At 71.7% G+C, this 22,885-nt stretch carries 21 protein-coding genes; 13 read left to right on the top strand and 8 right to left on the bottom strand.

Annotated features, from left to right (window positions below; translation table 11 throughout):
* Window positions 1-107 precede the first annotated feature (107 nt).
* Complete coding sequence (locus tag G4H71_RS15455) at window positions 108-692, top strand: TetR/AcrR family transcriptional regulator (RefSeq protein ID WP_072740090.1); 585 nt, start codon at window positions 108-110, stop codon at window positions 690-692.
* Between the two features lie 73 nt (window positions 693-765).
* Here the strand turns inward: G4H71_RS15455 and G4H71_RS15460 are convergent, their stop codons facing one another.
* Window positions 766-1,539: a PIG-L family deacetylase gene (locus G4H71_RS15460; RefSeq protein ID WP_072740089.1), complete on the bottom strand. Its 774-nt coding sequence runs from the start codon at window positions 1,537-1,539 to the stop codon at window positions 766-768.
* A gap of 253 nt (window positions 1,540-1,792) precedes the next feature.
* Between G4H71_RS15460 and G4H71_RS15465 the strand changes: the two genes are divergently transcribed.
* From G4H71_RS15465 to G4H71_RS15495, 7 genes are all read left to right on the top strand, one after another.
* Window positions 1,793-2,995, top strand: coding sequence for an MFS transporter (locus G4H71_RS15465; RefSeq protein WP_072740088.1), 1,203 nt, complete (start codon window positions 1,793-1,795; stop codon window positions 2,993-2,995).
* A complete protein-coding gene (locus G4H71_RS15470) occupies window positions 2,941-3,771 on the top strand; it encodes an alpha/beta fold hydrolase (RefSeq protein ID WP_072740087.1) in 831 nt (276 codons plus the stop codon). Before G4H71_RS15465 ends, G4H71_RS15470 begins: the two co-directional genes overlap by 55 nt.
* Before the next feature lie 61 nt (window positions 3,772-3,832).
* Complete coding sequence (gene mshA / locus G4H71_RS15475) at window positions 3,833-5,170, top strand: D-inositol-3-phosphate glycosyltransferase (RefSeq protein ID WP_072740086.1); 1,338 nt, start codon at window positions 3,833-3,835, stop codon at window positions 5,168-5,170.
* Window positions 5,167-5,658, top strand: a complete 492-nt coding sequence (locus G4H71_RS15480; protein ID WP_072740085.1) for a type III secretion system chaperone family protein — start codon at window positions 5,167-5,169, stop codon at window positions 5,656-5,658. The genes mshA and G4H71_RS15480 overlap by 4 nt, the downstream gene beginning before the upstream one ends.
* A gap of 209 nt (window positions 5,659-5,867) precedes the next feature.
* Window positions 5,868-7,472 carry an AMP-binding protein gene (locus G4H71_RS15485; protein WP_072740084.1) on the top strand — a complete coding sequence of 535 codons (1,605 nt, stop codon included), beginning with the start codon at window positions 5,868-5,870 and terminating at the stop codon, window positions 7,470-7,472.
* 154 nt (window positions 7,473-7,626) lie between these two features.
* Window positions 7,627-8,034: a MerR family transcriptional regulator gene (locus G4H71_RS15490; RefSeq protein WP_072740083.1), complete on the top strand. Its 408-nt coding sequence runs from the start codon at window positions 7,627-7,629 to the stop codon at window positions 8,032-8,034.
* Window positions 8,035-8,075: 41 nt separating this feature from the next.
* Window positions 8,076-9,107, top strand: coding sequence for an aldo/keto reductase (locus G4H71_RS15495; protein WP_072740082.1), 1,032 nt, complete (start codon window positions 8,076-8,078; stop codon window positions 9,105-9,107).
* Between the two features lie 36 nt (window positions 9,108-9,143).
* Here G4H71_RS15495 and G4H71_RS15500 read toward each other — a convergent pair whose 3' ends face one another.
* The 7 genes from G4H71_RS15500 to amiA all read right to left on the bottom strand — a co-directional run bounded on the left by G4H71_RS15500 (window position 9,144) and on the right by amiA (window position 16,917).
* Window positions 9,144-10,862: an ABC transporter ATP-binding protein gene (locus G4H71_RS15500; RefSeq protein WP_083343079.1), complete on the bottom strand. Its 1,719-nt coding sequence runs from the start codon at window positions 10,860-10,862 to the stop codon at window positions 9,144-9,146.
* Window positions 10,859-12,526: an ATP-binding cassette domain-containing protein gene (locus G4H71_RS15505; RefSeq protein WP_072740081.1), complete on the bottom strand. Its 1,668-nt coding sequence runs from the start codon at window positions 12,524-12,526 to the stop codon at window positions 10,859-10,861. The genes G4H71_RS15500 and G4H71_RS15505 overlap by 4 nt, the downstream gene beginning before the upstream one ends.
* Window positions 12,527-12,541: 15 nt before the next feature.
* Window positions 12,542-13,525 (bottom strand): nitroreductase family protein, encoded by a 984-nt coding sequence (locus tag G4H71_RS15510; protein ID WP_169847195.1) that lies wholly within the window; start codon window positions 13,523-13,525, stop codon window positions 12,542-12,544.
* A gap of 8 nt (window positions 13,526-13,533) precedes the next feature.
* Window positions 13,534-14,970 carry a YcaO-like family protein gene (locus G4H71_RS15515; protein WP_072740079.1) on the bottom strand — a complete coding sequence of 479 codons (1,437 nt, stop codon included), beginning with the start codon at window positions 14,968-14,970 and terminating at the stop codon, window positions 13,534-13,536.
* Window positions 14,967-15,986, bottom strand: a complete 1,020-nt coding sequence (locus G4H71_RS15520) for a CocE/NonD family hydrolase (RefSeq protein ID WP_169847194.1) — start codon at window positions 15,984-15,986, stop codon at window positions 14,967-14,969. Before G4H71_RS15520 ends, G4H71_RS15515 begins: the two co-directional genes overlap by 4 nt.
* A gap of 20 nt (window positions 15,987-16,006) precedes the next feature.
* The gene (locus tag G4H71_RS15525) at window positions 16,007-16,726 is read right to left on the bottom strand and encodes a hypothetical protein (protein WP_074700647.1); all 720 of its coding nucleotides are present in this window, start codon (window positions 16,724-16,726) and stop codon (window positions 16,007-16,009) included.
* Between the two features lie 68 nt (window positions 16,727-16,794).
* Entirely contained in the window at window positions 16,795-16,917 is a 123-nt protein-coding gene (amiA, locus tag G4H71_RS22675) for a streptamidine family RiPP (protein WP_246442120.1), read from the bottom strand.
* Between the two features lie 123 nt (window positions 16,918-17,040).
* Here amiA and G4H71_RS15530 point away from each other — a divergent pair, with 123 nt between their 5' ends.
* The 5 genes from G4H71_RS15530 (at window position 17,041) to G4H71_RS15550 (ending at window position 22,854) form a co-directional block, all read left to right on the top strand.
* On the top strand, window positions 17,041-18,267 hold the full coding sequence (locus tag G4H71_RS15530; protein WP_072740076.1) for a hypothetical protein: 1,227 nt from the start codon (window positions 17,041-17,043) through the stop codon (window positions 18,265-18,267).
* A 381-nt stretch (window positions 18,268-18,648) separates the two neighbouring features.
* Window positions 18,649-19,974, top strand: a complete 1,326-nt coding sequence (locus G4H71_RS15535) for a prolyl oligopeptidase family serine peptidase (RefSeq protein WP_185284895.1) — start codon at window positions 18,649-18,651, stop codon at window positions 19,972-19,974.
* Window positions 19,974-21,062: a FecCD family ABC transporter permease gene (locus G4H71_RS15540; RefSeq protein ID WP_083343094.1), complete on the top strand. Its 1,089-nt coding sequence runs from the start codon at window positions 19,974-19,976 to the stop codon at window positions 21,060-21,062. The genes G4H71_RS15535 and G4H71_RS15540 overlap by 1 nt, the downstream gene beginning before the upstream one ends.
* Window positions 21,059-21,871, top strand: a complete 813-nt coding sequence (locus tag G4H71_RS15545) for an ABC transporter ATP-binding protein (RefSeq protein WP_246442106.1) — start codon at window positions 21,059-21,061, stop codon at window positions 21,869-21,871. The genes G4H71_RS15540 and G4H71_RS15545 overlap by 4 nt, the downstream gene beginning before the upstream one ends.
* Window positions 21,868-22,854, top strand: a complete 987-nt coding sequence (locus G4H71_RS15550; RefSeq protein WP_246442103.1) for an ABC transporter substrate-binding protein — start codon at window positions 21,868-21,870, stop codon at window positions 22,852-22,854. The genes G4H71_RS15545 and G4H71_RS15550 overlap by 4 nt, the downstream gene beginning before the upstream one ends.
* Window positions 22,855-22,885 lie beyond the last annotated feature (31 nt).

Genomic DNA, 22,885 nt, shown 5'->3' on the forward strand with positions numbered 1-22,885 from the left:
GGTCGGGGGTATCGTGGGAATCGGAGAGCGTCTCCAAATGGAGAGTGTCTCCGGATGTGAATATACGGAGAGAGTCTCCGCTTGCGCAAGAAGGGGTGAGGTGTCCCATGTCACGATCGGTGGACGCGCCGGCCAAGCCGATGCGGGCGGACGCCCGGCGCAACTACGAGCGGATCGTCGAGGTCGCCACCGAGACGTTCCTCTCGTGCGGGGTCGACGCGTCGCTCGACGAGATCGCGAAGAAGGCGGGTGTCGGCGCGGGCACGCTGTACCGGCACTTTCCCACGCGTGATCTGCTCGTGGCCGCCGCTCTCCGGCACAGCATGGACACCCTGACGCGCGACGCCGAACGGGACGCCGCGGAACTGCCGGCGGACGAGGCTCTGACGAACTGGATCCGGTCGCTGGCCCGGCATTCGGGGAGCTTCAAGGGCCTGCCCGAGACGATCATCGCGGCCGGGCAGGACGCCGATTCGCCGCTGTTCACCACCTGTACCGGTGCGCGGGTCGTGGGCGGACGCATCCTCGACCGCGCGCAGCGCGAGGGTTCGGTGCGCGCGGACCTCGACATCGACGAGGTGTTCACCATCGCGACCCTGATCGCGATGGCCGGCCCACAACGGAAGTGCCAGGGCGGCCCGAGCGTGGATCGCCTGATCACCCTGTTCCTGGAAGGGATCTCGCCGCGCTGATCCCTGGAAGGGGTCCCACCGCGCTGATCCCTGGAAGGGATCCCACTTCGCTGATTCGGTGACCGCCGATGGGTCAGAGCGGGAGGGCGGTCTCCCGGTATCCGGCGGGCGCGCCGCGCAGGCGGAACCATTCCTGCCCGAACGCTGCGCGCAACTCGTCGTCGGAGAGATTCAGGAACGGCCCGAAGTCGCCGATCTGCGTGCGGTGCGCGTGCATCGCGGCGCGCTTCGCCTCGATCGCCCCGCGGACGTCGACGAACGTCGTCAGCTCCGACTCCGGCAGCCCGAAGGTGTCCAGGTCCGGGATCTGCGCATCCTCCGGCCCGGACGGCCGCAACGTAATCAGACGCCGTACGTGGTCGCGATTGACGGCCGCCTCGTACACCGCGTCGACCCCGGCCAGTCCCGCCGCTCGCACACCGACGTGGTGGACCTGGATGTGGTCGGGGTGACCGTATCCGCCGTTCGGGTCGTAGACGGTGACGACGTCGGCGGACTCCTCGTGCAGGACGTCGGCGAGCCGACGAGCGGCCTCGTCCGGATCCGCGTTGCAGAAGGCGGCGGACGCGGAGTTGGAGGCGGTGCCCGCCATGCCCGAATCGGCGTAGGGCAGGAAGACGACGCGTTGCGCGCCGAGCAGCGCCGCCGACGCCTCCAGCTCGGAGCGCCTCCGCTCCGCCAGGGATTCGCCGTCACGGAGAATGCCCTCGGGGACCTCGCCGAGGGCGCCGTCGGTGGCGGTGACGAGTACGACCCGGTGTCCCTCGTCCGCGGCGCGGCGAATGATGCCGCCGGTGGTGAAGACCTCGTCGTCGGGATGGGCGTGGAAGCACACCAGGACACTCATTCCGCCCATCGTGCCAGAGCGGCCGGTGGATGCGCCGGTCGAGTTGTCAGCTGCGAGCACATCTGTGAGGCTCGGCAATGACCGTCGGTGCCACCCCGCGCCGGCGACGAGCAGAGAGATTCGAGCACACCCCGATGAGGCACCACCCGGCCGAGGACCCGGCCCCGGGATTTTCCCGGCGAACCGAACTGTCCCGGCATAACGGCCTTTCCGCGCATACCGACCTTCGGCGGCGAACCGGCGGTGCGACACCGTGATCGGGCACTACCGGGTCATCTTCGCCGCGCCCGGGTCGGTGGCGTTCTCCGCCGCCGGATTCGTCGCGCGGCTGCCGATCGCGATGGTCGGCATCGGAATCGTCACCATGCTGTCCGAACTCCGCGGCAACTATGCCCTCGCGGGAGCTCTCGCCGCCGTGTTCGCGCTCGCGAACGCTGTACTGACGCCGGTGGTTTCGCGGGCCGTCGATCGGTACGGCCAGAGCCGCGTCCTGCCGGTCGCCACCGCCGTGAGCGCGATCGGTATCGCGAGCATGCTCCTCGCGGTGCGCCTCGACGCTCCCGACTGGGCATTGTTCGTCTGCGTGCTGCCCGCCGGATTCATGCCGACCATGGGCGCGATGGTGCGGGCCAGATGGACCGAGATCTATCGGGGCAGTGGAAAACTGCGCACCGCGTTCGCCTTCGAAGCGGTCCTCGACGAGGTGTGCTTCATCGCCGGTCCGGTGATCTCGGTCGGACTGTCGGTGGCGGTGTTCCCCGAGGCGGGCCCGCTCGCCGGGATGGTCCTGCTCGTGGTCGGCAGTACCGCACTCGTCGTCCAGCGCGGCACCGAGCCGCCGGTGCATCCGCGCGGGACGGAGCGGGCCACCTGGGTGATGCGGAACCCGGCGATGTGGATGCTGGTGATCGTCATGGTCTCGATGGGCACGATCTTCGGGGTGATCGACGTGAGCGCGATCGCGGTGACGCGTGAACTCGGTGCCCCGGGCTCGGCCACACTCGTCCTGGCCCTGTTCGCCGGTGGATCCGCCACTGCCGGACTCGTGTTCGGCACGCTCGACCTGGTGGCTCCACTGCACAGACAACTGCTGATCGCGGTCGGTGTCCTCACGGTGCTGATGCTTCCGCTGCTGTTCGTGGAGTCGATTCCGGCGGTGGCCGTCGCCTATGTCTTCGCCGGAGCTGCCGTGGCACCGACCATGATCGTCACGATGGGTCTGGTCGAGCGGACCGTCGCGGCATCGGCACTCACCGAGGGAATGACCTGGACGGTCGCCGGACTCGGTGTCGGCGTCTCCGCGGGCTCCGCTCTCGCGGGACAGATGATCGACCGGTTCGACACCACGGCGGGCTTCGCCGTGGCGGTCGTCGCGGCGGCACTGGCCTCTATGGTGTCGGCATGGCTATTCGTGAGACCACCGGCAGCGACGGCACCGCACTCGTCTACTCGGTGACGGGATCACCCGACTCCGGGAAGACCCTGGTCCTGTTGCACGGCTGGGCGCAGTCGTCCCGGTGCTGGGGCGAGGACGTGCTCGCCGAACTCGCGGACCGGTACCGGCTCGTCGCGGTCGACCTGCGTGGACACGGGTACTCGGGTGCGCCCGACAGCGGTTACGACGATCCCGCCGTCTGGGCGGGGGACGTGCGTGCGGTGCTCGATGCCGAGGGGATCGCCGAGGGCGCGGTACTGCTCGGCTGGTCCTACGGCGGGCTCGTCATCTGCGACTACCTCGCCGCGCACGGCAGCGGTGCGGTGGACGGCATCGTGCTGGTCGGGGCGATCACGGGTATCGGGCGAGGACGCAAGGGCGGCAAGGTCGGGCCGGCGATGCGTGCGGCTGTTCCGGACGCCATGTCCGAGGACCCGAGGACGGCCATCCGGGCCCTCGGCTCGTTCGGTACCGCTCTCACCGGGCCTCCCGAAGGCAAGGGGGTCACGTCCCAGGCGCTGTTCGGGGCCAGCCTCTCCACCCCGCCGCGGGTGCGGGCCGCGCTGTTCGCCCGGGAAGCCGACCACGACGATCTCCTCCGTGCCCTGGACGTTCCGGCCCTGGTTCTGCACGGCACCGCCGATTCGGTGGTGGACGTGTCGGCGGGGGAGCACGCCGCAGCGCTGATCCCGGACGTGCGGACGTCCTTCTGGGACGGCTGCGATCACGGCCCGTTCGTCGAGGACCCGAAGCGCTTCGTCACCGAGGTGAGCGAGTTCGTCGACTCGCTCGGGTGAGCGAGCGCGCTCGCGGACCCGGGCCGCGAGCGCCTTCGCGCGGGTGAGGCAGTATGGAGGAGTGACGTCCCAACGCAGTGCACGCCCGCACCGGGTGGCTGTTCTCTCGGTGCACACCTCGCCGCTGGCGCAGCCGGGCACCGGCGATGCGGGCGGAATGAACGTCTACGTCCTGCAGACCGCGATCGAGCTGGCTCGCCGCGGTGTGGAAGTGGAGATCTTCACCCGGGCGACGTCGTCCGCCGACGCCCCGGTGCACGAGGCGGCGCCGGGGGTACTGGTGCGACACCTCGAGGCCGGGCCGTTCGAGGGCCTGGACAAGCGTGACCTGCCGACGCAGCTGTGTGCGTTCGCCGCTGGTGTGCTGCGCGAGGAAGCCCGCCACGAACCGGGGTACTACGGGCTCGTCCATTCGCACTACTGGCTCTCGGGTCAGGTGGGCTGGCTGGCCAGGGATCGGTGGGGTGTGCCGCTCGTGCACACGGCGCACACCCTCGCCGCGGTGAAGAACGCCTCGCTGGCCGCGGGGGACACCCCGGAGCCGCCGGCCAGGGAGATCGGCGAACGGCAGGTGGTCACCGAGTCCGACCGGATGGTGGCGAACACCGCCGAGGAGGCCGACCAACTCGTCGCGCTGTACGGCGCGGACGCGGACCGCGTCGACGTCGTCGCTCCCGGTGCCGACCTGACCCGTTACCGGCCGGGCGACCGGCGCTCGGCGCGCAGGGCACTGGGGATCGCCCCGGACGAGCACGTGGTCACGTTCGTCGGCAGGATCCAGCCGCTCAAGGCACCCGATGTACTGCTGCGGGCTGCTGCCGAACTCGTCGCCCGCGACCCTGCCTCCCGGCTGCGGGTACTCGTGGTGGGCGGGCCCTCCGGGTCGGGCCTGGACCGGCCGGATTCGCTCATCGAACTGTCGTCGGCGCTCGGGATCTCGGCGCGGGTGAGCTTCCTCCCGCCGCAGGCGCCCGACACGCTCGCCGAGGTGTACCGCGCCTCCGATCTGGTCGCCGTGCCCAGCTATTCGGAATCCTTCGGGCTGGTGGCGATCGAGGCGCAGGCCTGCGGTACCCCGGTCGTCGCCGCGGACGTCGGCGGACTCGGCGTGGCGGTTCGCCACGGCGACACCGGCCTGCTGGTGCCCGGCCACGGCACGCACGACTGGGCATCCGCGATCGAATCGTTGCTGCGGGACTCGGGGGAGCTGGATCGCCTGTCCGCCAACGCCGCCCGGCACGCGGAGAGTTTCTCCTGGGGACGTACGGCCGAAGGCCTGCTCGAGAGCTACCGTCGTGCAGGCATCCACGACATCGACGAAGACGGTCCGGCCGATTTGCTGCCCCGCCGGGTACGGGGGATGCGGCGACTCCGCCGGGCCGGGGGAGTGCGGGTATGAGCGGAACCGATCACCTCGCCGATCTCATCGAGGGAGTGCTCACCGAGCGCGAACTCGAGTTCAGCCGCAAGGCCGACGACAACTTCGTCGTCGAGCTGCCCGGCGAGCGGAAACTGAAGACCACCACCCTGCTGACCGTGGGCAATCACGGGCTGCGGGTCGAGGCGTTCGTGTGCCGCAAGCCCGACGAGAACTTCGAGGGCGTCTACAAGTACCTGTTGCGGCGCAACCGTCGGCTCTACGGAGTCGCGTACACGATCGACAAGATCGGCGACATCTACCTGGTCGGGCGGTTCGCCGCCCAGGCCGTCACCGCCGACGAGATCGACCGGATCCTCGGCCAGGTGCTCGAGGCGGCCGACGGCGACTTCAACGTGCTGCTCGAGCTGGGCTTCGCCTCCTCGATCAAGCGGGAATGGGCGTGGCGGGTCTCGCGCGGCGAGTCCCTCGCCAACCTGAAGGCGTTCGAGCACCTCATCGAGGAGTAGGCCAGCCTCCTGACCCGGATGCCGTGGCGTGCGGAGCAGCGTGCAGATCGATGAACCTGCGGTTCACTTTCGGGCAGTGCCGCGTGCGGCCGGACGGTGATCCGGATAGAGTCGGGCGCGGCCTGTGGGATCAGTCACAGGTTGGTATATGTTTCTCCCTGTCACAGAAATGTGGCTACACCCGCTCAACACGTCGAAGAGAGGCCACCGTGAGCTTCAAGAGCCCGTTCCCGGACGTCGAAATCCCCGATGTCAGTGTCTACGACTTCCTGTTCGGATCGTTGAGCGATGCGGATCGCGATCGTCCGGCGCTGACCGACGGTGCCTCGGGCACGACCACCACCTACGGCCAGCTCGCGGCCCAGGTCGACGGCGTCGCGGGCGCGCTCGCCGCACGCGGTGTCGGCGTCGGTGACGTCGTGGGACTGCACTCGCCGAACGTGCCCGCGTTCGCCGCCGTGTTCCACGGCATCCTGCGCGCGGGCGCCACGGCGACCACGATCAATGCCCTGTACACCGCCGAGGACATCGCCAAGCAGCTCACGGACTCGAAGGCGAAGGCGCTGTTCACGGTCTCCCCGCTGCTGCCACAGGCCAAGGCTGCCGCTGCTCAGGTCGGTATTCCGGACGATCTGGTCATCGTGCTCGACGGCGCGGAGGGCCATCCGTCGCTGCGGGATCTGCTCGGTCAGGGTGCGCCTGCCCCGCAGGTGAGCTTCGACCCGGCGACCCACCTCGCCGTGCTGCCCTACTCGTCCGGTACCACCGGTCGCCCCAAGGGCGTCATGCTCACGCACCGGAACCTGGTGGCGAACGTCTGTCAGATCGTGCCCCGGATGGGCATCGCCGCGGACGACAGGCTCCTCGCGGTGCTGCCGTTCTTCCACATCTACGGCATGACGGTGCTGCTGAACGCCGCTCTCTACCAGCGTGCCTCGCTGGTGACGATGCCGAAGTTCGATCTCGTCGAGTTCCTGAAGATCGTCGCCGACCAGAAGTGCACGTACGTGTTCATCGCCCCGCCGGTGGCGGTGGCCCTGGCCAAGCATCCGCTGGTCGACCAGTACGACCTGTCCTCGGTGCACACGATCTTCTCCGGTGCCGCTCCGCTCGACAACGAGCTCGGCAAGGCCGTCGCGACCCGGCTGAACTGCGCGGTGCGTCAGGGCTACGGCATGTCCGAGATGAGCCCCGTCAGCCATTCGATCCCGTTCGACCGCGACGACGTCGCGCTGGATTCGGTCGGCTTCACCATCGCGAACATGGAGTGCAAGCTGGTCGATCCGGGCACCGGCGAGGAGGTCGCGTACCCCGAGCCCGGTTCCGGCAAGATCAGCGAGCCCGGCGAGCTGTGGTGCAAGGGGCCGAACATCATGCTCGGCTACCTCGGTAACGACGCGGCCACCGCGGAGACCCTGGACGCGGACGGCTACCTGCACACCGGTGACATCGCGACCGTCGATGCCGACGGCGTGGTCACGATCGTCGACCGCCTCAAGGAGCTCATCAAGTACAAGGGCTACCAGGTGCCGCCCGCCGAGCTCGAGGCGCTGCTGCTCACCCATCCGCAGATCGCCGACGCCGCGGTCATCGGGGTGCTGGACGCGGACGGCGAGGAGGTGCCGAAGGCATTCGTCGTCAAGCAGGCCGAAGCCGACCTCGACGAGGACGCGGTGATCGCGTTCGTCTCCGAGCGGGTCTCCCCGCACAAGAAGGTCCGCAAGGTCGAGTTCATCGACATCGTGCCCAAGTCCGCGGCAGGCAAGATCCTCCGCAAGGACCTGCGCGCGGCCGAGGCGTCCGCCAAGGCCTGATCCCCGCGGCCGCCACGGCCTGAGCACTACCGGATGAATGGCACTGTCATCGCCTCAGAGGCGATGACAGTGCCATTCATCCGTCTGGGGAGGGCGCGGGCGCGCTGAACGCACCCCGGCACGGGAGTAGCTTCGGAGGGGTGAGGACGCCACGATGACACCCACCACGCAGCGCGTCGACTCCGGTGCGACGCTGACCATCGCCGAGGCCGCCGAGAAGCTGGGCCTGACCACGCACACCCTGCGGTACTACGAGCGGGACGGTTTGCTGCTGGACGCGGTCGATCGCGCCACTTCCGGCCATCGCCGATACGGCGCCCGCGACCTCGAATGGATCACGCTGGTCACCCGGCTGCGCTCCACGGGCATGCCGATCCGCGAGATCCGCGCCTACACCGAACTGTGCCGGGCGGGCGAGGGCAACGAGCCCCGGCGGCTGGAACTGTTGCGCGCGCACCGCGAGCGGGTCTTGGCGCAGCTCGCGGAGGTCACCGACCACCTCGGTGCGATCACCCGCAAGATCGACATCTACGAGAACCGGATCGGGTGGCCCGAGCGCTGAGCGCTTGACTTCGAGCGCGCTCGAAGCCGAATGCTGGAGCCATGACGAACGAACACATCGACTCCGTCCGGACCACTCTCGCCTCGCGCCGCCTCGGTTCCGCCGAACACGGTTCCGAGTTGACCGTCTCCAGACTCGGACTCGGGTGCATGGGGATGTCCGAGTTCTACGGTGCCGCCGACGAGCGCGACGGCATCGCCGTCATCACCCGAGCCCTCGACTCCGGGGTGACGCTGCTCGACACGGCCGACATGTACGGGCCGTTCACCAACGAGGAGCTCGTCGGGCGCGCGATCGCGGGGCGGCGCGACGACGTCGTCCTGGCCACGAAGTTCGGGAACGTACGCTCGGCCGAGGACCCCACCTACCGGCGCATCGACGGCAGCCCCGCATACGTCCACGCCGCCTGCGACGCGAGCCTGCGCCGTCTCGGGGTGGACCACATCGATCTGTACTACCAGCACCGGGTCGATCCCGCCGTGCCGATCGAGGACACCGTCGGCGCGATGGCGGAACTGGTGCAGGCCGGCAAGGTCCGACGGCTGGGCCTGTCCGAGGCGTCGGCCGCCACCGTCCGGCGTGCGCACGCGGTCCACCCGATCACCGCATTGCAGAGCGAGTACTCGCTGTGGACCCGTGATCTCGAGGCCGAGATACTGTCCACGCTGCGCGAACTCGGTATCGGACTCGTGCCGTACTCGCCGCTCGGCCGAGGGTTTCTCACCGGTGCGATCCCCTCGGTCGACGTCCTCGATCCCGCCGACTTCCGGCGCGCGAATCCGCGATTCCAGGGTGCCGCGCTCGACGCGAACCTCGCCCTCGTGAACCGGGTTCGCGAACTCGCCGAGCGCAAGGGGATCACCGCCGGCCAACTGGCCCTCGCGTGGGTTCTCGCGCAGGGGCCGGACGTCGTGCCGATCCCCGGTACCAAACGCATCGCCTACCTGGACGAGAATCTCGGCGCGGCAGCGGTGTCCCTGACCGATGCGGACCTCGCCGAGCTCGACGCGGCCGTCCCGGTCGGTGCCGCCGCCGGAGAGCGCTACCCGGACATGTCGAGCATCGACACCTGATCTGCCGGTCCCTGTCGGATCTGCAGACCGTGCCATTCATCCATGGGGTGGGGTGTCGGGTGGGGGTGGGGTGACGGGCTGGGTGAGGGTGACGACGCGGTCGGCGGCCGCGATCGTCGCCGGGCGGTGGCTGACGAGGATTCGGGTGCAGTCGAGTGCGGCGATGACGCCGAGGATCTCGGCCTCGGTGCCCGCGTCCAGGGCGGCGGTCACCTCGTCCAGGACGAGGATGCGCGGGCTCCTGACGAGTGCCCGCGCCAGGCACAGCCGGGCGTGCTGGCCACCGGACAGCCGGACGCCGCCCTCACCGAGGTCGTCGTCGAGCGCGATCCACCTGTCGGCACCGACACGCGACAGTGCCCGGTGCAGCGTCTCGTCCGGCACCGGGCGAGGTATCCCGAGGACGAGGTTGTCCCGGACCGTTCCGTGGAACAGTGCCGCATCCTGTTCGACGAAGCCGAGGACCTCGCGCAGGTCGGTGTCGTCGACGTCGGTGAGTGCGACGACGGCATCCGGCCCGACGAGCTCGATCGTTCCGCCGTCCGGATCCCACACGCGCGCGAGCAGGGCGGCGAGCGTGGATTTGCCCACCCCCGAATCCCCGACGATCGCGACGAGTTCGCCGGCCTCGATGTCGAGATCGAACCCGTCGAGCACCGGAGCGGTGCGGTACCCGAATTCGAGGGATCGGGCCCGAAGCCCCAGTGGCCCCGTGGGTATCTCGCGCGGGTCCGGCGCCGCTCGCACCACGGCAGGACGGTCGAGCTCGTCCCCGATCCGGGCAGCGGAGGCTGCCAGGGGAGGCAGCGCCGCCGCGGTGCCCGCGACGTCGGCGAGCGGAGCGAGGATCCCGAGCGTGAGCGCGGCGAGTGCGGCGGTCCACTCCACGGGGACGGATGCCGTCGTCGCGCCGGTGACGAGGACCGCGACCACCGAGAGCGCGAGGACGAGGTCACGGAGCGACTCCGAGCGGCGGATCCGTGCCTCGCGGCGGCCACGGGCATCCGCCGCGACACGCGAGAGGCCCGCGATCTCCCGGCGCAGCGGTCCACGCAGCCCGTACCCGAGGACGTCCCGAACACCGCCGAGGACGTCGGCCACCCGCGCGGACAGTGCGGACTGTGCCGCCACCGTCGCCCTGCCGTCGACGTCCGCGTTCCTGGCCGAGGCCGCGGTCACCACGACGACGAGCACTCCCGCCGCGACGAGCACGAGCGAGACGGGCGGGGCCACCACGCCGACGAGAACACTCCCCGCGACGAAGACGAGGGCCGTCGAGGCGAACTGGGCGACGGTGTGGGCGTAGAAGAACTCCAGTTTCTCGATGTCGGCGAGGATGGTTGCGGCGCGCCCCGAATGGTCCCGAGATCGAGCGGGCATGCCCGCGGTGTAGCGGTCGAACACGGCCATTCGCAGCCACGCGAGAACTCGGTACGCGAGGGAGTGCGACAGGTCCATCTCCCACCAGGTGAGTACCGCTCGGACGGCGACAGCGGCCGCGACGGCCACCCAGAACGGGGTGCCCGGTCGTTCTCCGAGGACGACCAGGTGCCCGATCGCGCCCGCGAGCGCGACCCCGAGCGCGACGAGGACCGCGGTGCTGATCGTCGCGACGGCGGCAGTGCCGAGAACCCCGCGTCGTTCGCCGCGCAGGACGGGCAGCAGACGCGCCAGCGGTCGTACGACGTCGCGGAACGCTGCACGGTTGCGGAGGTCGGTACCCCGGATCGTCTGTCGTGGATCGATTCCCGTCATCGCTGGGCCGCCGGCTCGCGGAGCGACAGGGTGCCGCCGCGGAGCAGGAACACCCGATCCAGCGGAGACAGCACGTCGAGGCGGTGGGTGACCACGACGACGAGACGATCGGTTGCCGCGTCCCGGAGCGCGTCCATGACCTGCGCCGCGTTGTGCTCGTCGAGTGCACTGGTCGGCTCGTCGGCCAGCAGGACCGGGCGTCCCGACAGCAGTGCCCGCGCGACCGCGAGCCGTTGCCGTTGTCCACCGGAGAGCGAGGTTCCCGCCTCCGAGACCGGGGCCTGGAGGCCCCACTCGGCGAGAATCCCCGCCGCACCCGCCGCGGCGCAGGCCGACCGGATCTCGGCGTCCCCGGCACGGGGATTGCCCACGGTGAGGTTGTCCCGGATCGTGCCGGCGAAGAGCACCGGTCGCTGCGAGATCACCGCGATGTCGGTGGGCCCGGGGGTGCGGCCCCGCATCGTGATTCGGCCGGAGGACGGGGAGAGGTGGCCGAGGAACAGGTCGAACAGCGTGCTCTTCCCCGCGCCGGACTCGCCGGTGACGACGACGAGCGCGCCCGGCGAGAGCATGGCGTCGATTCCGGCGAGGACGTCGTGGTCACTCGCGGGATACCGGTACCGGACGGACTCGAGGGCGAGAACCGGCGGGTCGCCGCCGGCGACGGAAGCCGTCGTCGCGGGTGCCGGCGCATCCTGGGCAGCGGGAGGGGGAGAGGAGTCGAAGGCATGCAGCGCACGGAGCGCGGGGAGCGCGGACAGGCCGAGATATCCGGCGTGCCATTGGCGCGCGAGATCGCGCACGGGGCGGAACGATTCGGATGCCAGCAGGAGTACGGCGTACAGCGCGAAGGTGCCTGCGCCGGGACCGGTGTACCCGGCGACCGCCAGCCCGATCGCGACCGCGATTCCGCCCTGGATCGCCAGGTCGGTGACCGCGGTGTCGGCCAGGGAGGTTCGCATCACCGACACGGTGGCCCGGTGCAGGGCGTCCGATCGTGCGCGCAGGCGTGCGCGCACCGCGGGGACGGCGCCCAGCACCCGCACGGTCTTCATCCCCCGCAGTGATTCGAGGACGTCCGCGGCCAGGGCCTCGTAGCTGTCCCAGTGCGCGGAGCCGCGCCTGCGGGTGCTGCGTTTCCACGCCACGGGGCCGAGGACGGCGGCGATCAGCCCGACCGTGACGGCCGCCGCCGCGGCGGGGCTCACCAGGGCGAGAGCGAGTACCACGGCCGGGCAGATCACCACCACGGTGACCACGGCGGGGACGTAGCGGGTGACGTACACGTCGGTGCCGTCCACGCCGTCGGTGAGGGCCGACAGGGTCTGGCCGTCCCGGGTCCCGGTGTCGTGCAATCGGTTCGCCGTGAGCGTCGACGCGAGCGCCCGGTCCCGGACGTCGACGGTGACGGCGGTACCCAGCCGGGTCGCGGCGCGGGACTCGGCGGCGGACAGGGCGAGCCGCACCACTGCGGCAGCCACGACCCCGACGGCACCGGCGGCTACGAGGGACGTGTCCCGGTGCGCGACGCCGGTGAGCGTCGCGGCCAGGGCGAGCGCGGCGGGGACGTGGGTCGCCGCGCCCGCCAGATGCGCGAGCAGCAGGGTCAGCGCGTATCGGCGGTGCGCGAACGCCGCCCGCCACAATTCGGGGGCGATGGCCACGGTGGGCTCCTCTCGTCAGTTGCGCAGTAGTGCCAGTGCGTGCACCGGAAACGGGGGCGCCGCCGCCGTCATGCCGGACACCGGGCGGAGTCGGGCGGCACCGGATCGGACGGTGCGGATCGCCCGTCGTGCCGCGTTCAGGTGGATGCGCCAGAGGTCCGGGCCGGTGACGTCGGTGCGCACCGTCCACACCGCGACGTCGTCGGCACCCCGCACCCAGTGCTGGCCCGACGCGGCAGCCACCGTGGCCGCGCGCGGGGTGGGACGGCGGTCGAGGGGGAACTCGGTGAGGGCCGGTGACCGCCGTCGCCCGAGGGCGGCGGCGGTGTCCTCGTCCACCTCGAGTCGGCCACGACTCCCGCCGGGTCCGTACACCGGGATCCGGGCCAGCACGATCTCGGGGACGAGTCCCTGCTCCAGCCAGCGACGGGTGCTGTGTGCGGGCGGGAGTGCCACCGGGCCGGTGTCGGCGAAGGGGCCGACGCGCACGTCCGGTGCGGCGAGCAGCGACTGCGCGGCGGCCACCGCATAGGCGGTGTCGGCGATCCACAGCGGCCAGGCGCGGTGCCGGTACCGTCCGAACGCCCGGCCCGGCTGCACACAGAACACCAGTTCCGGTGTGGTCCCCGGCGGCGGCGGCGGGCCGGCCCGCCGGACCAGGATGTCCGCATCGAGTTGATACGCATACCGTCCCGGTGGAAGCGACGAGCGGACCGCACCGGCCGGCACCACGACATGGGTGCGGACCCCGTACGTGGCTCCCGCCGAGGGGACCGGGCGCCGGGCGATGGTGGTGGGCAGCCCGTCGGTCCCCGGGTGCATCCCGTCCGCCCGCCACAGCGCGTCGAGCAGCCTCCGCCAGTCGTGTGGGACCTCGACGGTCACCGCGCCCGCCTCGTGCCAGGGATTGTCCCGCGGCCCCGGGGGAAGGGCGGGGCCGGGCGTGCCGGGAAGGAAGGCCGTGCCGAGGAGGTCCGGTATCCCCGGTACCGCTGTCACCGGGGCCATCACATGTGGGGTGCGGGGAAGAGGGTGTAGTCCTCCGGCCCGGCCGGGGCCGTCGCCCGCCAGTTCCGGGCCAGTGCGGCCTCCCCGAAACGTGGGCACCCGTAATAGGTGAACGCGGCGGGCGCGTTGGGGACCAGGCCCGTGACGAGGGAGCGGACCACCCGTAGCGGTGTGCGCGCCACATCCCGGGTGGTGAGGTCGCGGACGATCACGCGGTGCCCGGCCTCCGCCAGCCTCGTTCGGACCTGTGCCATCGTCACCGCGGGGACGGCGTCGATCGGCACGATCCCCGACGCCGGGTCGGTGAACCGCCGCTCCTCCGGGTGCAGGCGGGGATCGAGCCACACCTGGACGTGCGCGCCCAGATCGACGACCCGCTCGAACTGCGTCCCGGCGGAGTCGAGATAGCGCGAGTCCGAACGATGATCCAGGTAGAGCCCCTTCGCCATGAGTCCGGCGTCGACGGCGCGGAACACCCACCCGTCCCGGGCGGTGACACCGAGGGTGTACGTCCAGGTGTGGACGGCCTCGAGCACGGCCTTGCGTGCGGCGCGTACCGGATCGAGTGCCGCGGAGAATCCGGCCGCCCGGATCCCGGTGGCGGGATCGTGCACGAGCGCTCCGAAGCAGGGGGCGAACTCGCTGGGCATCACGACGAGCCAGGCCTGCAGCCGGGTCCCGCGGAGATCGTCCGTCAGCCCGGGAACCGAATCGACGTCGACGCCGACGGTGGGACCGTCCAGATGCCACCAGGTTTCGAGCGCATCGCGTTCGATGACCTCGACGATGCCGCGATCCCGCGCATCGGCCGCGCCCTGGCCGGTCGCGATGCCCGCGTAGTTGAGGTGGTGGATCCGAGGCAGGTGGCGGTAGCGGGACTGGCGCCAGTTGAGGAGGACCAGCGAGGCGGGCGCCCAGACGTCGAGGTCCCGATCGTCGATGTCGCCGCCGCCGAGGAACGGCCCGCCGTCGTCCTCACGGCACCGCACCCACAGGGTCGGGGTGTCGTCGGTGAAGTCCTCGTAGGGGAATCCGTGCCGATCGAGTTGCCAGGGCGCGAAGCGCGGCAGCGCCGTGGCGCCCAGCACTTCCTGGCCGTCGGCCCGCAGTTCGGTTGCGGTGGCGACCCGGTGGTCGTCGTCCGGGTATCCGGGAATCCAGTTGCCGCAGTAGCGTTCGGCGGCCTCCGCGATCGCGGCGATGCGTGCTCCTGCCGGGTCACCGAAGGTGGTCCCGAGCGAGACGCGATCCGCGGGCCACTCGCCCAGTCTGCGAGCATCGGCCACCGACGCGGTGAGCGAGAGGTAGCGATCGGGCGCACCGTCGGGGCGCAGTACCTCGCGCACGGATCGGACGATCCCGGTGAGCGGGTCGACCAGGTCGTCGGCGGTGAGTTCGGGTACGGCGGTGAGTTCGGGTACGGCGGTGTCGGTCACGCGGGTGCTCCGGACTGATCGGGGACGAGGGCTCGGTGTTCGGGTGTCGCGTGTTCGGGTGTCGCGTGTTCGGGTGTCGCGTGCTCGGCGTGGGGATTGCGTCCCCAAGGGGAGAAGTGCCAGCCCGTCTCGGGATCGAGGACCGACGATCCCGACAGGGGCCACGCGTCCGGGCGTTCGTCGAGTACGGCGGACAGCCAGGCATCGACTGCGCCGCCGGGCCCGCCGTGAGCGCGGAGTGCCGCGCGCAGTCGCGTGTCGCCGACCCCGGCCATCATCCGGTGCCCCCACGGGCCGTCCACGAGGTGCGCCGGCGCAGGCCAGGACCGGGCGAGCCGGTGCGCATCCGCGGCGAAGAAGTCGTACGCGCCTCCGACGACGAGCAGGGGCGCCGTGCATGCCCGGTACCGGTCCGCGACGTCGAGAGGTGCTGCCTGCCAGAGGCGTTCCCAGGAAGCTCGTCGGCGCGCCGACCACCCCGCTGCCCGGGCGGCCCCTTCCGGGCCGAGGGATTCGGCGAGTCGACAGAGCCGGTCCACGCGGTTCGCCGACAGCGGTTCGCGACGGAAGCGCCCGAAGCCGTGCTCGTGCCACCAGCAGAAGCGGTCGCGCACCTGCGCCGCGCCTCCGGAGTGATGGGCGGACTCGTACAGCCCCAGCGCCGGGACCATCGCCACCACGGCCGCGACCTCACCGGCCCCGGCGGCACTCCGGGCGAGTTCCACGGCGCAGTGCGCCCCGTACGACGCACCGACTGCGACGATCGGGCCCGGCAGGGACGCGGCGGTGTCCACGCCGTCCACTCCCTCCCCGGCGTAGGGCACCCAGCGCCCGTCCGAGCGGTACCGCCCGCGGACGTCCTGCACGAGCACCCGGAAACCCCGGCGCGCCCACCACCGCGCCGTATCGCGGTGTGCGGCTGCGTCGTACGGCGTGCGCATCACCACGGTGCCCCGCGGCGTGCCGGAGGCCTCGTACAGGTGACCGGCGAGCAGGACGCCGTCGCGCGTGCTCACCCGGTGGGCGCCCGGGGCCGTCACGGGCGCGGTGCCGGTTCGTCGAAACCGAGGACGACGTGTTCGCTCGTCTCGAGCCGCACGTCGTCGTGGCGCCACAGCGTGTACCGGAGCCGGGCCGCGCGCGCCGGTTCACTCCGCCAGGCACGGACGACGTCGAGTACCCGCCCGGTCGCCAGCACCGTCGCCGCCGTGGAGAGCGTGGTACCGGAGGGGGACGCGTGGCGGTGCCAGTGTTCGAGTTCCGGCCCCGCGGCTGCGGCCGCATACCTGCGCCGCCGTACCTCGGACGGGGACGCGTCGGTCGCGTCGAGGCGGAGCGGGCCCACCAGGACGAGCCGTTCCTCCACGGTGATGTCGAGAACCGGTAGGGAAGTCTCCTCCCGCGGGGGAGCCGGTGTGTCGTAGGGCGGTGTGGCGCATCGGATCACGAGGCCCGCTGCGGGACCGGTGTCCTCGTTCCGGACGACGGTCACACCGACGCTGACGAGAGCGTCGGCGATCGTGTCGAGCACGGGGTGCGCACCGTCCAGGCGGATCGGAGGGCACCGGTGGCTCCACCGCGCCGCCCACACCTCCGCGTCGTGCCGGGCCACGGCCCCGGCGACGTCGTCGCTGCGGTCCGCCCCGGCCACGGTCACGCGCAGGAAGGTGCCGTCGGTGCCGCGCACGGTGGCGCCGCGGCCGGGCACGGTGAACATCTCGGGGCGGCGGGAGATCACCGGGTCGTCGAACGTCATGAATGGCCTCCGGGCGCCCGGCCCGTGGACCGAGAGCTCCACGGGCCGGGCGTCGTCATCGTCGATCGTCAGTCGAAGGGGTTCTCGACCAGGGCGTTCGAGTGTGACGCCGACAGGTGCGCGAGCTGGTCGGTGTCCTCGATCGTCACGACGACAGCATTGTCCGAATCTGCGGTGCGGACGTTCTCCATGAGGATTCCTCTCCATCGATTGTCCCGTGCCACCCGGGTTTCCGGGCGGTCGCGGGGTTCGCGGTGCGAACGAGAGCCACCATAAGTGAAAACGATTATCAGTATCTAGTATTGTGTCCCATCGTGTCGCCTATCACTCTCCTGATCGCCGATCACCGCGCGAACATCCGCTACCGCACCGACGGTGCCGCGGCGCGGGTGTCCCCGGTCGGTCCCGGCTGCCCCGCCGAGCACGCCGGGCTGCTGCCCCTGCCCGACGGCGCGCCACACGCGGCCCGCTACGCCTTCGTCGACGACGCGGCAGGTCACCTGGTGCTGGGCGACGCGGAGTCCGGTGACCTCACCGTGTCGGTGGCCATCCCCGGTGAGCACCTGGCCGGTACCCCCGACGGCCGATATCTCGCCGTCACCACCGGGCTCGGTGCGAACCACGCGCCGTGGAGTGATCTGCTCACCGTCGTCGACGTTGCGGACCTGTTCTCGGTGCGGGTCCGGGTACGGGCCGGCGAACCCGGAGTCGTCCTCGCTCGCGACCACGCGACCGGAGAGTCGGTCGTGACGGTGCGTCATCGTGAGCCCGGCGCGTTGGAGGCGATCGCACTCCGCGATCTCCTCCGGGCGGGCCCGCACTGCCCGACGGTCCGCGGCGACATCCACACCGACATCGGCGATCTGGGGCACGGTGACGCCTACGACCCGGTGACCGGCACCGTCTTCGTCGCCACCGAACGCGGGCTCGAACGATTCGTCGTCGACGGTGGCCGGATCCACGCCCTGCCCACGGTGGCCTGGCCGGTGCCCGGACGCGCCTACCATCTGCGCTTCGACCCGCATCGCCGCGTCGTCGCTGGTGCACTGCGCGGAGGACCGGCCGACCCGCGAGCGTGGCAGGACTGGCGGAACTGGCTGTTCGAACTCGACGTCGATGCCCTCGCCACCCGCGCGATCGAGGTCGATTCCGGGCTGGTCTTCCGGCCGGCGCTCGTGGACGGGGGAATGGCCGCCACCACCGTCGGACGTCTCGCGGGCGACCGTATCACCGTGTGGCGCCCGGACGGTGCCGCGACGATCGTCACGGCACCGCTCCTCCCGATGCCAGGCGCGCCACGGCCCGGCTTCCCGCCATGGGACGGCACTGCGGACGCCCCCGCGCAGCGGCGCGCCGTCGCCTCCGACGGGAACCGGATCGCGGTCACCGCGGGCGGAACCGGGCAGGTCGAGATCTGGGCCACCGCCGACCTCGAGGACGAGCCCACCCGGGTGCGGTGCCCGACCGCGCTCCACGAGGGAGGGCAGCTGCTGTGGATACCGGTACCGGCTCCGCGCGTCGTCGACACGGTGGGCCGGTGAGCGCCCGCGTATACGGGCCGCTGGACGGGGACCTGCTCGAACGATTCGCGTCGTGGGAGGCCCGGGTGGCGCGCCCGGGGCTGCCCCAGGACGGGTACGTCGTGCGGCGCGGTCCGTCCGGGGACACCGTCCGGACACACCCCGGCGAGCGAGTCGTCCGCGAATACCGTTCCCGGGCAGTCGTCCTCGGGGCGAGAGCCGACGGCCCCGCGCTGGTGGCCGCGGTCTCGCCGGACGAGTCGGCTCGGATGGAGATCGTCCGTCCGGGTGGCGACCCCGTGCCGGTCGTCGGGGCGCGATTCCGGGGTGAGCAGGCGACGTGGCGGGACGAGCGCACCGCCGTCGTGACCGCGGAGTCCCGCGCCGTCGTCGGCGTCGTCGATGCCGCGGGCGGGCACTGGCGCCCCCCTCGGAATCCCCGCGGGCAGACGTCTCTCGGTCTCCCCGGCGGGAATCCTCACTCTGCGTCCGGACGGGGTCCGTGCCCTGTTCTCACTGTCCGGACACCCGCTCGGCGAGGTTCCCGCCGACACGATCTCCGTCGTCGCCGAGACGCCGGAGGCGCCCCTGGTGGTGGTGCGCCGCAGCGGGATCGACCTCCACCGACGAGGCGGGCTGTCGGCGGCTCCGGTGCGATGGCGGGCACCCGGCACCGTGTGGGGTGCGTCGGTGGGAGAGCGGGGAGTCGTCGTCCTCACCGTCGAGCACGGTCGGCACGTGCTCACCCTCGTCGATCCGTCCGGCCGCGACCGCGAACGCCGAGCCGTCGGAGGCGATCCCGGTGAGGACATCTGCTCGGTCGGAGCGCTGTCCAGCTCCCGGGGAGAGGTCCATGTACTCGTCGAGGGCTTCGCGACACCTCCGGTCGCGCAGCGGTTCCCGTTCGCGACTGTGCCGAGCACGCCCGGTCTGTGCACCCGGATGCTCACCGCCGGCACGGAGGACGGCGCACAGGTGCAGATCGTGGTCACCGCTCCGGCGGGAGACCCCCGCCCGCGGCCGTTGCTACTCGACGTCTACGGCGGGTTCGGCGTGCCGTCGCTCCCGCGGTTCGAGCCGACCACGGCGGCGTGGACGAGTTGCGGTGGCGCGGTGGCGCTCGCCCAGGTGCGTGGCGGCGGCGAACACGACGAGCGCTGGCGGCGCGCCGGCCGCGGGACCGGGAAGCTCCGCACCGTGGACGACCTCGCGACCGCCGCGCGTGCCCTGACGGCGGCGGGAGTGAGTTCTCCGGACGGCACGGTGCTCACGGGTGGTTCGCTCGGCGGCGTGGTCGCCGCGGCCTGCGCGCTGCGGCACCCCGACGTCGCCGCAGGTGTGGTCGCCACGGCCGCCCCGCTCGATCTCGCGCGGTTGCGCGAGAACCCGCTCGGTCATCGGTGGGTGGCCGAGTTCGGCGACCCGGACGACGACGGCGCCGCAGTCGCCCGCTACGACCCGACCGCTCTCGCCGGGGCGCACCGCCCGCGGCCCGGCGCGGCACCGGCCTTCCTCGCCCTCGGCCTCGCGGACGACACCCGGGTCGCGCCCGGCCAGGCGGCGCGCTTCGTCGAGATCCTCAGGGGCGCAGGAGCCGACGCGTCCCACATCCGGATCGACCGTGCCGGCCACGGCGCGAACACCCCTGACGCCCTGCGCGAGTTGGGCATCGCCTTCCTGGCCTTCGCCCGCCGCGTCGTGTCCCGGCCCCCGAGGAGTACGCCGTGATCGCCACCCGGGCCGCGCACGACGCGGCCACCCTGGCCCGGACGTCGCGGCTGCGTGCCCGTTTCCTCGCGGCCGCACTCGCCGTGGCACTGGCGGGCGTCGTCGTCGCCTCCCTGTCGGTGGGCACCGTGCAGGTCGGCCCGGTCGACGCGCTCAGGCTCGTCGCCGGGCACCTCGTCCCCGGCGCCGAATGGATGTCCGACGGGACGTACACGCCGTTGCAGGACCAGGCGGTGTGGCAGTTCCGGCTGCCCCGGGTGCTCCTCGCCGCACTCGCCGGTGCGGGCCTCGCGCTCGCCGGCACGCTGATCCAGGCGGTCGTGCACAACCCGCTCGCCGAGCCGTACATCCTCGGGGTCTCGGCGGGCGCCGGGGTCGGTGCCGTGAGCGTCATCGTGCTCGGTATCGGCGCCGGTGCGTTGACCATCGGTTCGGCGGCCTTCGCCGGGGCCCTCGTCGCGACGGTGGCGGTCTACCTCTGCGCGCGGCGCGGCGGACGGATCGCACCCACCCGCCTGATCCTGGCCGGGGTCGCCCTCGGCTCCCTGTTCAGCGCCGTGACGAGCTACCTCACGATCACGACCGATGCGCAGAACGTGTTCAGCGTGATGTTCTTCCTGCTCGGTTCCGTCTCGGCGGCGACGACCACGCACCTGACCCTGCCCGCGCTCGCGTTGCTCGCCGTCACGGCCTGGACCTGGTGGCAGGTGCGTTCGCTCAATGCACTGCTCGTCGGCGACGACCAGGCCGCGTCGCTGGGAGTCGACGTCCAGCGGCTGCGTGCCGGTGCCCTGATCGCTGCCGCGCTGCTCACCGGGTCGGTGGTCGCGGTGTGCGGAGGCATCGGCTTCGTCGGTCTCGTCGTGCCTCACGTCGCCCGGATACTCACCGGATCCGACCACCGCCGGATGCTCCCCGTGTGCATCCTCGGCGGCGCGCTGTTCCTGGCATCCGCGGATCTGCTCGCCCGCACCGTCGCCGCGCCGACGGAGGTGCCCATCGGGATCGTCACCGCCGTCGTCGGTGCACCGTTCTTCCTGTGGCTCATGCGCCGGGACGACGCGGCGCGCGCAGGACTCGACCGGTGAACTCGTCGGTGCCCGAGCCGCCGCGGCTGCGGTTCGAGAACGTGACCGCTTCTCGCGGTGGCCGTCCCGTCCTGGCCGACGTGCACCTCGACGTCGAGCCGGGAACCGTACTCGGACTGGTGGGGCCGAACGGGAGCGGAAAGTCGACGCTGCTGCGTACCGCCTACCGGGCGGCGCGCCCCGACCACGGCCGGGTTCTCGTCGGGGACACCGATCTGCATGCGCTGCCCGCGCGGGAGGCGGCCCGCACGGTCGCCGCGATGGCCCAGGACAATCCCGGGGAGTTCGACCTGTCCGTCCTCGACATGGTGTTGCTGGGCCGGACGCCGCACACCCGCGGGTCGGGTGCGGACAGTCGCCGCGACATCGACCTCGCGGCGGACGCGCTGGCGCGGGTCGACGCCGAGCAGTGGGCCGCCCGCTCGTTCACCGCGCTGTCCGGCGGCGAACGGCAGCGGGTGCTCCTCGCCCGCGCCATCGCCCAGCAGACTCCGGTCCTGGTGCTCGACGAGCCCACCAACCACCTCGACATCGCCCACCGGTTCGCGGTGTTGGAAACCGTCGTGTCACTGGGCGTCACGACGGTGGTCGCCATCCACGACCTCGACCTCGCGGTGCGGTACTGCGACCGGATCGCCGTCCTGTACGGCGGCGCACTGCGCGTGGTCGGGCCACCCGAGGAGGTCCTCACCACGGACGTGCTGCGCGAGGTGTTCGGCGTCGACGCCTCCTTCACCCGTCATCCCGTCACCGGACGATCACACCTGCTGATCGCCGGCCTCCACCGAAAGGACACCCCCGTCCCGTGAAGATCCGAACCGCCGTGAAGATCCGAACCGCCGCTGTCGGCGTACTGCTCCTCACCACCGCCGCGTGCGGAACCTCCGTGCAGGACGCGAGCACTCCTGCAGCCGCGATCGCCACCGTCGACAACTGCGGCCGCACCCTCGAATTCGGGTCCGTCCCCGAACGGGTCGTGAGCCTGAGCCCCTCCCAGACCGAACTCCTCGTCCAACTCGGCGCCGCGGACGCGATGGTGGGGCAGGCCCAGACGGACACCTCCCCGTTGTCCGCCGACGTCGCCGAGCGGGTTGCCGACGTCCCCGTGCTGAGCACCGACTCCCCGCCGGGACGGGAGGTCCTGCTCGAGGTGGCACCCGACTTCGTCGTCGCCCCCACCGAGTACGAGTTCACCGCCGAGCAGGGGTTCGCGAGTATCGACCAGTTGCGGCAGGCCGGGGCGAACGCCTATGTCGCGACCGGCGGGTGTGCCGAGCGCCGGACCACCGCGACCGTCGACGACCTCTTCACCGACATCACCGACCTGGGAATCGTGTTCGACGAGCGTGATCGCGCCACAGAACTCGTCGAGGACGGCCGGCGGCGTCTCGATGCGGTCGCGGCCGACGGGGCGGACCGGCCGGCACGCACCGTCGCGCAGGTGTACGTCGAGGGCACCTCGCTGTCGGTGATCGGTGCCGGTGTCGAGGCGGACATCGTCGCCCGCGCGGGTGGCGAGAACGTCTTCCGCCCCGACGAGTCGATGTTCGACTCCTTCTTCTCCGCGACCGTCGGGCCCGAGGAACTCGCGGCCCGCAACCCGGACGCACTCGTGTTCGCGGTGTCCGGGGATGCCCACCGCGAGGCCACCCTGGCGTACCTGCGCGCCACCTTCCCGGACATGACGGCGGTGCAGGAGAACCGGCTGATCGCGGTTCCCGGCGCGGACATGTTCCCCGGCACTCTCGGCAACATCGGGGCCGTGGAGACCATCGCACGCGGAATCGGGTGATTCGCTCGACCGTCCCACGCGGCGACCGGTC

The organism is Rhodococcus triatomae, assembly GCF_014217785.1.
In the GTDB taxonomy this organism is placed as follows: Bacteria; Actinomycetota; Actinomycetes; order Mycobacteriales; family Mycobacteriaceae; genus Rhodococcus_F; species Rhodococcus_F triatomae.